A 14,206-nucleotide genomic window follows, 5' to 3' on the forward strand; every position below is an offset into this window, starting at 1 on the left:
CACGGGCCGCCCATTGGCCCCGGGTTCAGGTCCGCCGCGCCTTCACTTCAGGCCAGCAGCCGGGCGATCACGTCGGTGTAGATGTCGCTGAGTGCGGCGATGTCGGCCACCGGCACCTGTTCGTCGGCCTTGTGCATGGTCGCGCCCACCAGGCCGAACTCGGCCACCGGGCAGTGGTCCTTGATGAACCGCGCGTCCGAGGTGCCGCCGCTGGTCGACAGCGTCGGCTCGACGCCGAGGCGCGCGCCGATGGCGGCCACCAGCGCGTCCGACAGCGGCCCCGGCGGGGTGACGAACGCTTCGCCGGTGACCGTCAACTCCAGCTCATAATCGGTCACGGGCACGCCGGTGGCGGCCAGGGTCTCGGCGATCCATGCCTTGAGGCCGTCGCCGGTATGGGCGTCGTTGAAGCGGATGTTGAACAACGCCTCGGCCTCGCCCGGGATCACATTGTGGGCGGGGTTGGCGATGTCGATGCTGGTCACCGCCAGCGACGACGGCTGGAAGTGCGCCGTGCCGTCGTCCAGATGCGCCTCGGCCAGCGGCATCAGCAGGCGCATGGCCTTGGTGGCCGCATTGTCGGCCAGATGGGGATAGGCCACATGGCCCTGGGCGCCGTGCACCACCAGCCGGCCGTTGAGCGAGCCGCGCCGGCCGATCTTGATCATCTCGCCCAGGCGGCCGGGGTTGGTGGGTTCGCCCACCAGGCACAGGTCGGGCACGTGGCCGGCCTCGGCCATCCACTGGAGCACCCGCACCGTGCCGTTGACCGCCGGGCCTTCCTCGTCGCCGGTGATCAGGAACGACAGGCTGCCCGGCCGCTCGGCGCCTTGGCCGTCCCTCAGGTGGCGCGACACGGCGGCGGCGAAGGCGGCGATGGCGCCCTTCATATCGGCGGCGCCGCGGCCGATCAGCCGGCCGTCGTCGGTCAGGTCGGCGGCGAACGGGTCGACCGACCAGCGCGTCGCCTGGCCCGCCGGCACCACATCGGTGTGGCCGGCGAAGCACAGATGGCGCCCCGGCCCCGCCGGGCTGTCCCAGCGCGCGAACAGATTGTCGACCCGCGCCGTGCCCGGGCTGGCGAACGGCAGCCGCCAGCAGCGAAAGCCCAGGCCTTCGAGCGTCGCCTGCACCAGGTCGAGCGCGCCCTCGTCGCGCGGCGTCACGCTGGGGCAGCGGATCAGTGCCCGCGCCAGGGTCACGGGGTCGAGCACGCCGCGCGGGTCGGCCAGCGGCGGCAGCGGGTGGGCGGCGGAAAAGGTCGGCCCGGTCATGTGCGCAACAGATCGTTGACGGCGGTCTTGGCGCGGGTCTGGGCGTCGACGCGCTTGACGATCACCGCGGCTGCGAGCGCCGGCCCCGGGCTGCCGTCGGGCAGCGGCTTGCCGGGCAGGGTGCCGGGCACCACCACCGAATAGGCCGGCACCCGGCCGCGGAACACCTCGCCGGTCTCGCGGTCGACGATCTTGGTGGACTGGCCCAGGAACACGCCCATGGACAGCACCGCCCCTTCCTCGACGATGACGCCCTCGGCCACCTCGGCGCGGGCACCGACGAACACATTGTCCTCGATGATCACCGGGGCGGCTTGCAGGGGTTCGAGCACGCCGCCGATGCCGGCCCCGCCCGAGATGTGGACGCCGCGGCCGATCTGCGCGCACGAGCCGACGGTGGCCCAGGTGTCGACCATGGTGCCCTCGCCCACATACGCGCCCAGATTGACGAAGCTTGGCATCAGCACGCAGTCGCGCGCGATGTGCGCCGAATGGCGGACGATGGCGCCGGGCACGGCGCGAAAGCCGGCACGGGCGAAGTCGGCCTTGGTCCAGCCCTCGAACTTGGACGGCACCTTGTCGTACCAGGCGGTGTTGCGCCCCGGCCCGCCCTCGATCAATGCCATGGGCTGAAGCCGGAACGACAGCAGCACCGCCTTCTTCAGCCATTCGTTGACCGCCCATGCGCCGCTCGCCGGGTCCTTCTCGGCGACCCGCGCGCGGCCACTGTCGAGCAGGCCGAGAGCGGCCGTCACCGCAGCGGCGACTTCGCCGCCGGTCGCGGGGTCAAGCTCGGCGCGGACCTCGAAGGCGGCCTCGATGATGGGCTTGAGCGTGGCGGGATCGGCGGGCATGGACGGCATGGGGCGGGCTCTCCGGCAACGGGCACAAACGACCGGCACCATAGCCGCCGCACCGGGGCTGTCAATCGATGGCCGGCGGGGCGAAAAACCGCTGTCTGGCGCTTGACGGCCGCTTTGCCGCACCCAACATCTTCAGAGTGGCGATGCTCCGGTCATGGTCACTCAGCGGCCCCCCTTCCAAAGGGAGCTTTCGGCGCGGACGAGGTCACCAGCCCCTCGCCTGCGGCCGACCAGGGAAGAGCCCGTCGCCCCCGAGTGGGGAACGTCCGTGCGGGCTCTTCTTCTTTGCGGGGCAGGCTCCATGTGGACCCGTCGGCCCGCTCTTCGGCCGCTTCCCGATCAGTAACGAAACTGCGCTATCACGCGAAAGTCGCGGCCCAATTCGGGCAGGCCCTCGAAGCCGCCGGCGGTCAGCGTGGTGTGGTCGGTGTAGCGCTTGTCGAACAGATTGTTGGCCGCCAGGGTGATCGACAGGCCGGGCAAGGGGCTCGGGCGCCAGGACAGCCGCACATCGTGGACCATGTAGCCGTCCTTGACCGGGTCGCCGGCCGGCAGGTCGTCCAGGTCCCCGACCGCCGTCAAGGTGTAGCCGGCGACCAATTCGGGCAGGATCTCGACGCGGCTGTCCCACAGATAGCGGTCGCCAATGGCCGAGCCCAGGCGGCGCAGCACATTGACCGGCCGGCCTTCGGGGTCTTCGAGGTCGGCCTGGAGATAGCCGAGCCGGGTTTCGAAACGCTTGTTGGACCAGCGCGCGCTGGCCTCGAACCCCTTCGAGCGATAGGCGCCGTCCTCGTTGAAAAAGCGGGTGATGGCGCTGCCGCCCCGGCCGCCGGTGAACGAGATCACATTGCTCAACCGGGTGCGGAAGTAGCTCGCCTTTACCTCCAGCCGGCCATGGCGGGTGAACACGCCGTCGCGCTCGAACCGGGCGCCGGCGTCGATGGTCTTGGCGCGTTCGGGGTCCAGATTGTCGCCGTCGAGCGTCACGTCCTCGGTGATGTGGACCAGCCAGCCGACCGGGATCGTGCTCGCCCCGCGCACCGACTGACCGTAGCCGCCGAACAGCGTCAGCCCCGGCAGCACCTCCACATCGGCGCTGGCATTGGGCGCCACCGCCGTGCCGCGCGCCGTGGCGGTGCCATAGTCGGCCTTGAAGTCCTCATAGCGGAAGCCCGCAGACAGGCCGACGATGCCCCATTGCATCCGCTCCTGCATGAACAGGCCGATATTCTCGGTGGTGCCGGCGACGTTCAGCGGCTGCGGCTGGCCCTTTCGCGGCGCGCGGCTCTTGGCCTCGTCGTTGAGATAGTCGAAGCCCATGGTCAGTTCGTGGCCGGTGGCGCCGACGTCGAACCGGGCGGTGTTCTTGAGCGTGACGCCGTAATTCTCGGTCTTGTAGCCGCGATCCCAGTCGAGATTTTCCAGATGGTTGCGGCTGGCATAGGCCGACAGGTCCACATCGGCCAGCGGGCTGGCCGGGTCATAGCCGTAGCGCAGCGCATAGTGGGTCCGCTTGAGCTCCTGGCGCATCGGGCCGCCGCCCTTTTGGCCCTTGTCGTAGAAGTCCTGGTAGAAGTCCGGCGGTAGGTCGCCCGCGCCCCAGGGATAGAGGCCCTCGTTTTCGTGATGTTCGACCGACAGGCGCAGCGAGTGGCCGGCCTGGTCGAGCAGGCTGAGCTTGCCGAAATAGCTGGCGTCTTCGCTCGCCGCATTGGGGATGCGGTCGCCATCGCCGGCACGGTAGCGCCCGGCATCGAGGCGCGAGGCGTAGAGAACCAGGCCGAGGCCCTCGGCCAGTTCGCCAAAGCCCGCCACCGAGACCTGCTCGGCACTGGTCGCCGATTGGAAGCCGCCCTTGGCCAGCGCGCCGACCCGGCGCCGGGGGTCGAGCAGATCCTGGGCGTCGACGGTCTCCATCTCGACCGCGCCGCCGAGCGCGCCGGTCCCCTTGTCGGCTCCGACCGCACCGGTGGACAGCGCCACCCGCTTGAGCAGGAACGGGTCGAGCCGCATCAGCCCGCCCCGGTGTTGAAACAGGTTCTGGCTTTGGCGCACACCGTCGACGGTGATGTTGAGGTTGCTGCCCTCAATGCCGCGTACATAGAGCCGCTGATTGCTGGGCGTCCCGCCGCCGATGGTGATCGAGGGGCTGACCCGCAGGATGTCGTCCAACTCGGTCGCCGCTCGCTCGACGGTCACCTCGGGCGTGGTCAGGTCGCGATTGGTGCGCTGGCCGATCACCAGGATTTCTTCGATGGTGGCGTCGTCGTCGGCGGGTACGGCGTCAAGCGCCTGGGCCGGCACGCTCAGGCCGGCCGCCATCAGCCAGGGCAGCCGGGCGGCCGTGCTGCGCAGGACGGATTTGGAAGAGGTGGGGCGGAACGAGGGGGACGAGGTCATTACACAGCCTTTCGACTTGGCGGGGTCGGTAAGTATCGCAAATGCGAGTCAATCGCATGTTCTGTCCGCAGTCCGCGTCACGGTCAATGCTTTTTCGCGACACGCGATTAATTAGCTGTTGAAGAAAGTATTAAAGCTATACACTTGGAAAATTATCGGAATCGTCATCTGTTCCGACATCAAGCGCTTTTTGCTCAAGCGAAGCTGTGTTCGGGTCGGGTTTCGTCCGGCGCAGAGGCCAAGCGCCGGCGGCTTGGACGCGGTGGCGTCAGGGGCGGCAAGCGGCGTCGCTCAGCCCGCCAATTCTTCAAGCCAAGCCATCAGGTCGTCCACCTGATGGTGCACCGCCGCTTCGTCCACATGGACGCCGCCCCATTGATAGCAGGTGCGCAGCCACACCGTGGTCATGCCGAGCGCGGCGGCGGGCTTGAGGTTGCGCGCCATGTCCTCGACCATCACGGCGCGTCGGGGGTCGACCGAGAAGCGATCCATAAACTGCGCATAGGGGGCGGGTTGGGGCTTGGGCACGAAGTCGCCGGCGGCGATGTCGAACACGCCGTCGAACTGGTCGGCGACGCCCAGGCGGGCCAGCACCCGCTCCGCGTGGGGCTCGGTACCGTTGGTGTAGACCAGCTTGCGCCCCGGCAGCCGCGCCAACAGAGCGCCGAGCCGCGGGTTGGGCGGCACCGGCGACACGTCGATATCGTGCACATGGTGCAGAAAGTCGTCCGGCGCCACGTTGTGGCGGTCCATCAGGCCGCGCAGGGTGGTGCCATAATCCACAAAGTACTGCTTTTGGAGTCGGCGCGCTTCGGCATAGTCCACATTGAGTAGATTTTTAATAAAGTCGCCCATGCGCTGATCGATCTGATCGAACAGGTTACATTCTGGCGGGTAAAGTGTGTTGTCGAGGTCGAAAACCCAGGTTTCAACGGGTCCGGCGTCTGTCATCGGGCTTTTCAAGGAACCGTTAATCCTCTTTGTGTTTCTTTAGAGACCATTATATGGGGTCGATCATTTCAGGGTCCAGCCGGCGCTCGGCCGCCGGGCTGTTATTCAGAGGCAGCGCACAGCATGACCGAGGGTGCCGACGATAGCGAGCGGCCGGATACGCCGGCAAGCGGCGGTTTGCCGCCGGAGCAATTGTCCTACGAACAGTCGCGCGAGATTCTCGCCGCAGGCGCGCCGGCCCAGCTTACCGCGCTCGCCCGGCGCCCCGACCTGCGGCCCGAAATCCTCTACTACTTGGCCCAGCAAGGCCCGTCCGGGGCGCGGCGGGCGGTGGCCAAGAACCCGCACACGCCGATCCAGGCCGACAAGCTGCTGGCCGAAGACGATCTGGATGATGTGCGCAGCGAACTGGCGCGCAAGATTGCCCGCATCGTGCCCACCGCCACGGCGCAGGAAAACGCCCGGCTGCGCGAGGCCGCACTCGCCATCCTGGAGACCCTGGCCCAGGATCAGGTGCCCGCGGTGCGGCGGATCTTGGCCGAGGAAGTCAGCGCCATGCCGGAGATTTCTCACGCCCTGGCGTGCCAATTGGCCGCCGACCCGGACGAGGCCGTGCGCTGCCCGATGCTGGAATACTCACCGCTTCTGGGCGAGGACGATCTGCGCGAACTGATCGCTGCGGGGCTGACCGAGGCGGCCTTGACCGCCACCGCCAGGCGCGCCGACCTGCCGGCGGCGGTCGCCGACGATGTGGCGTCGACGCTGGAGGTGCCGGCGGTGGCTGCCTTGCTGACCAATGAAAGTGCCGCGATCCGCGAGCAGACCATGGAACGGATCATCGACCAGGCCGAACGGGTGCAGGCGCTGCACCAGCCGCTGGCCATGCGCCCGGGCCTGTCGCAGCGCGCCATGATGCGCATTGCCTCGTTCGTCGCCTCGTCGCTGGTCGAGGCGATGGCCGACCGCAACCGCTTGCCGGCGCGCGCCAAGGAGCAGTTGCTGGCGCGGGTCAAGAAGCGCATGCAGCGCGAGCGCGCCGCCAAGGAAGCCAGTGCCGAGACCCGTCAGACCGCGCGGCAGATGCTACAGAATGGCGAGATCGACGACCGCAGCATCACCGACCTGATCGAACAGAACCGGCGCGATTTGGTGACCGTGTGCCTGTCGCTCAAGTCGCGCATCCCGCTCGAAAACGTCAATAAGATCCTCGACTCGAAATCGCCCCAGGCGGTCACCGCACTGGCCTGGCGCTGCGGCTTGCGCATGCGCACCGCCTATCTGGTGCAGGCCAAGCTCGCCCTGATCCCGCCGGGCAAGCTGCTGGCCGCCCGGCAGGGGCAGTACTACCCCATGAGCCGGGCGGAGATGGAAAAGCAGATCAGCTTTTTCCTCTGACGCCAACAATCGCCAGCCCTTGCCGGTGATTGTCGCGCCTGGACGACCAATATCCGGCGGTCAGTCCATGTATTGGCCGCCATTGATGGTCAGGGTCGAGCCGGTGACGAAGCCGGCGTCGTCGGCGGCCAGGAACAGCACGCCGCGGGCGATTTCGTCGGCCTGGCCCAGCCGGCCCACCGGGATCTGGGCGACGATGGCGTCGAGCACCTCTTGTTTGACCGCCTTCATCATGTCGGTGTCGATATAGCCGGGGCAGATGGCGTTGACGGTGATGCCCTTGCGCGCGCCCTCGGCGGCCAGTGCCTTGGTGAAGCCCAGCAGGCCGGCCTTGGCGGCGGAATAGTTGGCCTGGGTGAACTGGCCCTTCTGACCGTTGATCGAGCTGATGTTGATTACCCGGCCGAAGCCGCGCTCGCGCATGCCGGCCCACACCGCATGGGTCATGTTGTAGGCCGAGCTCAGGTCGGTCTCGATCACCTTGGTCCAGGCGTCGGGGCCCATCTTGTGGAACGGCGCGTCCCAGGTGATGCCGGCATTGTTGACCAGCACGTCCACCGGCCCCAGGTCGGCCTCGATCTGGGCGACCGCATTGGTGCAGGCGTCATGGTCGGCGACGTCGAACTTGTAGGTGGGAATGCCGGTTTGATCGGAGAAGGCGCGCGCCTTCTCGTCATTGCCGGCGTAGCTCGCCGCCACCTTGTAGCCCGCGTCCTTCAAGGACCGGGCGATTGCGGCGCCGATCCCCCGAGTGCCGCCGGTGACCAGGGCAACGCGTTCGCTCATCTCTCTTCTCCCCTGTGTGTCTCGTCTTTGGTCTGTCTCGTCCTTGGACGGTCGCGTCGACGGGCACGGCGGGCCGGTGTCCGCACGCCCGGCCCGCGGCCGCCGCGCTCAGCGGTCGACGGCGAGCGCGATGCCCATGCCGCCGCCGATGCACAGCGTCGCCAGCCCCTTGCGGGCGTCGCGGCGCTGCATCTCGTGAAGCAGGGTGGTCAGCACCCGCGCGCCCGAGGCGCCGATCGGGTGGCCGATGGCGATCGCCCCGCCATTGACGTTCACCTTGTCGGTGTCCCAGCCCATGTCCTTGTTGACCGCGCAGGCTTGGGCCGCGAACGCCTCATTGGCCTCGATCAGGTCCAGCGCGTCGACCGACCAGCCGAGTTTGTCGAGCAGCTTGCGGCTCGCCGGGATCGGCCCGGTGCCCATGATCTGCGGGTCGACACCGGCGGTCGCCCAACCGGCGATGCGCGCCAGCGGCTTGACGTTGCGGCGTTCGGCTTCTTCCGCGGTCATCAGCACCAGCGCGGCGGCACCGTCATTGATGCCCGAGGCGTTGCCCGCCGTGACCGTGCCGTCCTTGGCGAACGCCGGGCGCAGGCCGGCCAGGCTGTCCGGCGTGACGCCGTCGCGGATATATTCGTCGGTGTCGACCACCGTCTCGCCCTTGCGGGTCTTGATGGTCACCGGCGCGATCTCGTCTTGAAACCGGCCGGCGTTGCGCGCCGCTTCGGCCTTGTTCTGCGAGGCGGCGGCGAAGGCGTCCTGTTCCTCGCGGGTCAATTGCCAGCGCTGCGCCACATTCTCGGCCGTCGAGCCCATGTGATAGCCGTTGAAGGCGTCCCACAGGCCGTCGTTGATCATCGTGTCGACGAATTCCAGATTGCCCATCTTCTTGCCGGCCCGCAGCGGTGCCGCGTGCGGCGCGTTGGACATGCTTTCCTGGCCGCCGGCGACGACGATGGCGCTGTCGCCGGCCTGGATCGCCTGGAAGCCCATGGCGACCGCGCGCAGGCCCGAACCGCACACCTGGTTGATGGTCATGGCGGTGCTGGCCTCGTCGAGGCCGGCATTGATCGCCGCCTGGCGTGCGGGGTTCATGCCTTGGGCCGCGGTCAGCACCTGGCCGAGGATCGCTTCGTCGACCGCGCCGGGCTCGACGCCGGCGCGGGTCAGGGCGGCGCGAATCGCCACCTCGCCCAGGGCGTGGGCCGAGAGCGGGGCAAGGCTGCCGTTGAAGGCACCGACGGGTGTGCGCGCGGCAGAGGCAATCACGACATCTTTCATGGATCGGGTCTCCGTGAAGGGGGATTGGTCAGGCAGTCGTCAAGGTGTCAGGCGAATAAAGGCGTCGGGGCGAACATACGGGCAGGCTATGGGGGGCACTCAAGCAACGGTCGTGACTCGACGACGCGGAGAAACGAGGGCGCCCGTCGGTGGACGCGGATCGTCAAACTGAAACCCTGCTGCACCCTGGGCCGGACGCGCACCGCACGCGGGATTGCGTGCGGATGGGGCACCGTGAGCCCGGGTGGCAACCGAATGCTATCAAGTATTTATGCGCAGGCGTCGAGCGTCAAGCCGGCGACCGGCCGGGCCGGTCACCCGGCGCGCCAGCCGCGGCCCGGCGCCGGGGGATGGCCGCCGTGGCGGTCCAGCGGCCGAGCCATTGACCGAGGGCGGTGTGGAGTTGCTGGCGGGCGCGGCCGACCACCATGCCCACATGCCCCGCCGGCGGTTCGATCACCATGGCCGCGGGCAGGGCGCGGGCCAGCGGCCGTGCCGATGCCGGCGGCACGATGCGGTCGCGTGCCGGGATCGCCACCAGCGACGGCACCGTGATCGCCTCGGGCCGCACCAACCGGTCGCCGACCGCCCAGGCGCCCGAGCCCGGTGCATTGTCGCGATACCAGCGGCCGAGCACCGTGCGCGCCACCGCCACCGGCAGCGGCGGCCCGCCATTGACCCAGTCTTCAAGCGCCACGAACAGGCGCGCCGCTTCGTCGGTCGGGTCGAGGCGGGCGAACTGGCTGTACTTCTTCAACGTCAACGCCGGGTCGAGCATGCCGAACGCCCATTGCAACACGGCGCCGGGCACCAGCCCCGCGCGCGGCCCGCCGGCGACCCAGGCGGCCAGGACCGGCGCCAGCGGGCCGAGCCCGCCGGGCACGGAAAAGTCCCATGGGGTCGCCAGAAGAACCAGTCCGGCGACCCGGTCGGGCACGTGGGCGGCCGCGGCCAGGGCCAGATTGCCGCCCATGCAATAGCCGGCCAGGATGACCGGCGCGCCGGTGGCGCTTGCCGCGCGGTCGATGGCGGGCAGGAACCGTTGCAGCAGATAATCGTCCACGTCGAAGGCGCGCTCGGCGTCGCCCGGCGTACCCCAGTCGAGCAGCATCGGACGCAGTCCGGCGGCCGCCACCGTGTCCACCAGGCTGCGGCCGGGCAGCAGGTCCAGCACTTCGGCGCCGTTGACCAGCGACGGGACCAGGATAACCGCCGGTGTGCCCGCGGCGATCTGGTCGTCGCCATAGTCGATCAACCGGCTGGCGCCGCGGCGCAGCAGGCAACGACCCGCGCGCGGCCGGCGGCGGAACGGATGGTGCCGATAGCGATCGAGCCCGCACTGCAGGCCGTCCAGGTCGGCCACCAACCGGTCGCCCAGGGCGGCGATCACGGCGGCGGGGTCGGCGGCGTCGAGCCGCGCCAACAGCGCATTGGCCTCGTCGGCCAGATCGGGGTGCCAGACCGCGCCGCCATGGAGCGTGGCCGACAGGGCAGGCAGGGCGCCCGTCGCCGTGGCCATGGCCATGGTGAGATGCCAGGGCAACGGACGCGGCCCGCCGCGGGCTCGGTCAGCCATGGTCACTGGGGTCTGTGGAGGGGGTGGCGGGGCGCCGGCCATGCCGATGATGCGGGGCCGGCCCTCCGGCCTGGTCGGGGCGCCCATGCCGGTGGTCGGGCGGAGGTCGGCGGTGCGATGGCGGCTCGCCGTCTGGTTGCTGGGGGGCGGTGGGCGGCGTTTCGGCGCGCTCGGCGGGTCGGTCGGTCGGTTCGGTGGCGGCCTTGGCGCGGGCGGGCAGGGCGCTCGGGTCGGCGGCCCAATGGGCCAGGTTGCGCTGCCATAGCGCCAGGAACGCCGTGGCCAGTTCCTGCGCTGTGGTGGTCTCTGCCATGCCTGCCTCGTCTCGCGCCGCGCGGCCGTCGCCGGTCCGCTCCGATGGTCGCCCCCGCTAGAGAGAAGCGGTCGCCGGTGTCGGCCGCTTCTCTCTAGCGGGGCGATCGCGCCGGGGAAAGCCTTGAGCCGACGGCGGGCCGGGCGCCGCCCACAGATTGCACCTTGCCCCGCGCCCATGGGTGCGCGACAATCCCGGCGCCAGCGTGGACAAGACGGCCGAAGGGAGTCAAAGACGTGACTGAATCCGCAAAAGAGGCGCCGGTCGTCATTAAGAAATATGCCAACCGGCGACTCTACAACACAGAAACGTCAAGCTATGTGACGTTGGATCATCTGGCAAGACTGGTCAAAGAAGGCCGTGAATTTGTTGTCCGCGATGCCAAGACCGGCGAGGATTTGACCCGGGCGGTGTTGACCCAGATCATCTTCGAACAGGAAGGCAAGGAAGAGACGTTGCTGCCGGTGTCGTTCCTGCGTCACCTGATCAGCCTGTATGGCGAGGGCATGCACACCATGGTGCCCGGCTTTCTGCAGGTCAGCATGGAAGGCTTCATGCGCAATCAGGAAAAGATGCGCGACGCGGTGCAGTCGTCGCTCGGCGCCAACCAGGCGCTGGCCGCGTTCGACGAAATGACGCGGCAGAATCTTGACCTGTTCGAAACGGCGATGGGTATGTTTACGCCGTTCGCCGCCGCCACGAAGGGCGGCGGTGGCGACCCGGCCAAGCGCAAGGCGGACCTGCAACGGCGCATCGCCGCGTTGCAGGCCGAGTTGGACGCGCTCGACAAGCGGTAGCGTCCGGCCGGACGGCGGGGCGGGCCGGCGGCCGGTGTTGCGCCCGGCGCCTGCCGGCCGTGCCTTTGGGGCCGCTCGACCCTGCGGCGGTCCATCGGACGGCCACAGGGCGATCGTGGGTCGACGGTCGGTTCGATCGGGACGCTGCCCGCGCAGCCATGGGTCGGGCGCGTCCGGTGCGCCCGGCAGCCCACCGGGTTGCCGCTTTGGCCCCCTGCGCGGCCGTTCCCGGGTCATCGTCTTGCCATCCGGTTCACCGGAATGCGGCGGCTTCCTTTCTGGGCGGCTGCGGCATTCCCAACAATGGATGTGAGTATGAAGCTATACAGCCAGTTGAAAGACCATATCTCCGTGCCGGTCTTCTTCGGCTCCACCATCGCCATTTTCGCGGTGGTGATCCTCGGCGTCGCCGACCCGGCCATGGTCGGCCAGTGGGCCGAGCATGTACGTGGCTGGATTTCCAACACCTTTGGCTGGTTCTACATTCTTCTGGTCGCGATCATGCTGGGGCTGGTGGTGATCCTGGCGCTCGGCCCGGTGGGCCGGGTCAAGCTGGGGCCCGACACGGCGGAACCCGATTTTTCCTACGTCAGCTGGATCGCCATGCTGTTTTCGGCCGGCATGGGGATCGGGCTGATGTTCTTCGGCGTCTACGAGCCGATCACCCATTTCGCCAATCCGCCCACCGCCGAGCCGCAATCGGTGGCTGCTGCGCGCGAGGCGATGGAGATCGCGATCTTCCATTGGGGTGTGCACGCCTGGGGGATCTATATTCTGGTCGGCCTCGCCCTGGCCTATTTCGGCTATCGGCGCGGCTTGCCGCTGACCATCCGTTCGGCGCTCTATCCGATCATCGGTGACCGGATCTATGGCCCGGTGGGGCATGCGGTCGATATCTTCGCGGTTATCGGTACCATGTTCGGCGTCGCCACCTCGCTCGGCCTCGGGGTCAAGCAGGTCAATGCCGGGTTCAATTATCTTTTCGGCCTGCCCCAGAACACCGGCGTGCAGATCGGCTTGATCGCCATCATCACCGCGTTCGCCACCGTGTCGGTGGTCGCCGGCCTCTATGGCGGCATCCGCCGGATCAGCGAGGCCAATCTGGTCGCCGCCCTGGCGCTATTGCTGTTCGCGCTGTTCGCCGGGCCGACGGTGTTCTTGATGACCGCGTCGGTGGAAAATTTGGGCCAGTATATGAGCACCCTGGTCGCCCGCACGTTCGAGCTGTTCGCTTTCGACGACAAGCCTTGGCTGGACGATTGGACGCTGTTCTACTGGGCTTGGTGGATCGCCTGGTCGCCGTTCGTCGGCATGTTCATCGCCCGGATCAGCCGCGGCCGGACGATCCGCGAGTTCGTCATCGGCGGGCTCGCCTGGCCGTTGGGCTTCACGGTCATGTGGATGACCGTGTTCGGCTCGGGCGCCATTCAGATGCAGATGACCGGCGCGGTGGACCTGGCCGCCGCTGCGGCAGCCGACAGCGCCAAGCCGCTGTTCATCTATCTCGAACACCTGCCGTTCACCTTCGTCAGCGCCCTGTTGGCCACGGTGCTGTCGATCACCTTCTTCGTCACCTCGTCGGACTCGGGCTCGCTGGTCATCGACATCATCACCGCCGGCGGCGACGACGACCCGCCCAAGGCGCAGCGCATCTTCTGGGCCGTGACCGAAGGCGTGGTCGCGGCGGTTCTGCTGCTGGCCGGCGGTCTGGGCGCCTTGCAAGCGGCGTCGATCGCCGGCGCGCTGCCGTTTTCGTTCGTGCTCTTGGCGGTCATGTTCGGCCTGTTGCGCAGCCTGCAGGGCGAATATGCGCGCTATATGAGCCACCGCACCACGTCGGCGGCGGCGGTGCCGGGGGCGCCACAATCCTGGCGCCGACGCTTGCACGCGCTGCTGCACACGCCCGACCTCGCCGATGCCGAGCGGTTTCTGACCGAGACCGTGCGCCCGGCGCTCGAAGCGGTGGAGGCGGAGGTGGCCAAGTACGGCTATGAGGCACAGGTGATCGACGCGGCGATCGACGACGGGCGGCTGGCGCTCCAGGTCGGCTCGGGCGACCACGCGTTTCATTACGAGGTGCAGATCCGGCCCTATCGGGTGCCGAGCTTCGCCATGGCCGAACTGGCGCCGCGCCACCGCCCGGCGGCCGAACACTATCGCGCCGATGTGCACCTGACCGAAAGCGGTGCGCCCTATGACATTCTGGGGATGAGCCGCGAAGAGGTGATCGCCGACGTGCTGGTCAATTATGAAAAGCACACCAACTATGTGCACCTGCACCTGGGCGAGGGCGCGCCGCTGACCAGCGACGCCGACACCGACGATGCCGAGACCGAACCGGACCAAGACGCGGTCGACGACCAGGCCGTCCGTCCGGCCAAGGCCTAGCGGGCGCGCCACAGCGGGCCGGGCTCCGGGGCGGGGCTCGGCCCCTTTCCTGGGGGGGCGGCCGATTCCCTGCGTCGGCGGTCAAGGGCCGCAGACCGGCCGTCTGGTCGCTTGCCGTTGCCCGGCACCGCTGATAGAAGGTGGCCATGTCTTGGGTTCAGGCGCTCTCGATACAGCGA

The 14,206-nt window shown here is 68.6% G+C and carries 11 protein-coding genes; 3 read left to right on the forward strand and 8 right to left on the reverse strand.

Annotated features, from left to right (window positions below; translation table 11 throughout):
- Positions 1–47: 47 nt before the first annotated feature.
- The 4 genes from dapE to EV659_RS05540 form a co-directional block, all read right to left on the reverse strand.
- Entirely contained in the window at positions 48–1,274 is a 1,227-nt protein-coding gene (gene dapE, locus EV659_RS05525) for a succinyl-diaminopimelate desuccinylase (RefSeq protein ID WP_132707859.1), read from the reverse strand.
- Positions 1,271–2,128, reverse strand: coding sequence for a 2,3,4,5-tetrahydropyridine-2,6-dicarboxylate N-succinyltransferase (gene dapD, locus EV659_RS05530; RefSeq protein ID WP_132708039.1), 858 nt, complete (start codon positions 2,126–2,128; stop codon positions 1,271–1,273). Before dapD ends, dapE begins: the two co-directional genes overlap by 4 nt.
- 348 nt (positions 2,129–2,476) lie before the next feature.
- A complete protein-coding gene (locus tag EV659_RS05535) occupies positions 2,477–4,540 on the reverse strand; it encodes a TonB-dependent receptor domain-containing protein (protein WP_132707860.1) in 2,064 nt (687 codons plus the stop codon).
- 291 nt (positions 4,541–4,831) lie between these two features.
- Positions 4,832–5,491: a pyrimidine 5'-nucleotidase gene (locus EV659_RS05540; protein WP_132707861.1), complete on the reverse strand. Its 660-nt coding sequence runs from the start codon at positions 5,489–5,491 to the stop codon at positions 4,832–4,834.
- Between the two features lie 123 nt (positions 5,492–5,614).
- On the opposite strand from EV659_RS05540, the gene EV659_RS05545 reads away from it, so the two are divergent.
- A complete protein-coding gene (locus EV659_RS05545; RefSeq protein ID WP_132707862.1) occupies positions 5,615–6,886 on the forward strand; it encodes a DUF2336 domain-containing protein in 1,272 nt (423 codons plus the stop codon).
- A 60-nt stretch (positions 6,887–6,946) separates the two neighbouring features.
- Here EV659_RS05545 and phbB read toward each other — a convergent pair whose 3' ends face one another.
- The 4 genes from phbB to EV659_RS05565 all read right to left on the reverse strand — a co-directional run bounded on the left by phbB (position 6,947) and on the right by EV659_RS05565 (position 10,842).
- Positions 6,947–7,672, reverse strand: coding sequence for an acetoacetyl-CoA reductase (gene phbB, locus EV659_RS05550; RefSeq protein WP_132707863.1), 726 nt, complete (start codon positions 7,670–7,672; stop codon positions 6,947–6,949).
- A gap of 108 nt (positions 7,673–7,780) precedes the next feature.
- Positions 7,781–8,953: an acetyl-CoA C-acetyltransferase gene (locus EV659_RS05555; protein ID WP_132707864.1), complete on the reverse strand. Its 1,173-nt coding sequence runs from the start codon at positions 8,951–8,953 to the stop codon at positions 7,781–7,783.
- Between the two features lie 289 nt (positions 8,954–9,242).
- A complete protein-coding gene (locus tag EV659_RS05560) occupies positions 9,243–10,529 on the reverse strand; it encodes an alpha/beta fold hydrolase (RefSeq protein WP_207894056.1) in 1,287 nt (428 codons plus the stop codon).
- Positions 10,522–10,842, reverse strand: coding sequence for a hypothetical protein (locus EV659_RS05565; protein ID WP_132707865.1), 321 nt, complete (start codon positions 10,840–10,842; stop codon positions 10,522–10,524). The genes EV659_RS05560 and EV659_RS05565 overlap by 8 nt, the downstream gene beginning before the upstream one ends.
- 164 nt (positions 10,843–11,006) lie before the next feature.
- Between EV659_RS05565 and phaR the strand changes: the two genes are divergently transcribed.
- Together phaR and EV659_RS05575 are read left to right on the forward strand one after the other, a co-directional pair.
- Positions 11,007–11,639, forward strand: a complete 633-nt coding sequence (phaR, locus tag EV659_RS05570; protein WP_200288031.1) for a polyhydroxyalkanoate synthesis repressor PhaR — start codon at positions 11,007–11,009, stop codon at positions 11,637–11,639.
- A gap of 315 nt (positions 11,640–11,954) precedes the next feature.
- Positions 11,955–14,027 carry a BCCT family transporter gene (locus tag EV659_RS05575; protein WP_200288033.1) on the forward strand — a complete coding sequence of 691 codons (2,073 nt, stop codon included), beginning with the start codon at positions 11,955–11,957 and terminating at the stop codon, positions 14,025–14,027.
- The last annotated feature ends 179 nt before the right edge of the window (positions 14,028–14,206 follow it).

The sequence above is a fragment of the Rhodothalassium salexigens DSM 2132 genome (assembly GCF_004341375.1).
GTDB classification, from domain to species: Bacteria; Pseudomonadota; Alphaproteobacteria; order Sphingomonadales; family Rhodothalassiaceae; genus Rhodothalassium; species Rhodothalassium salexigens.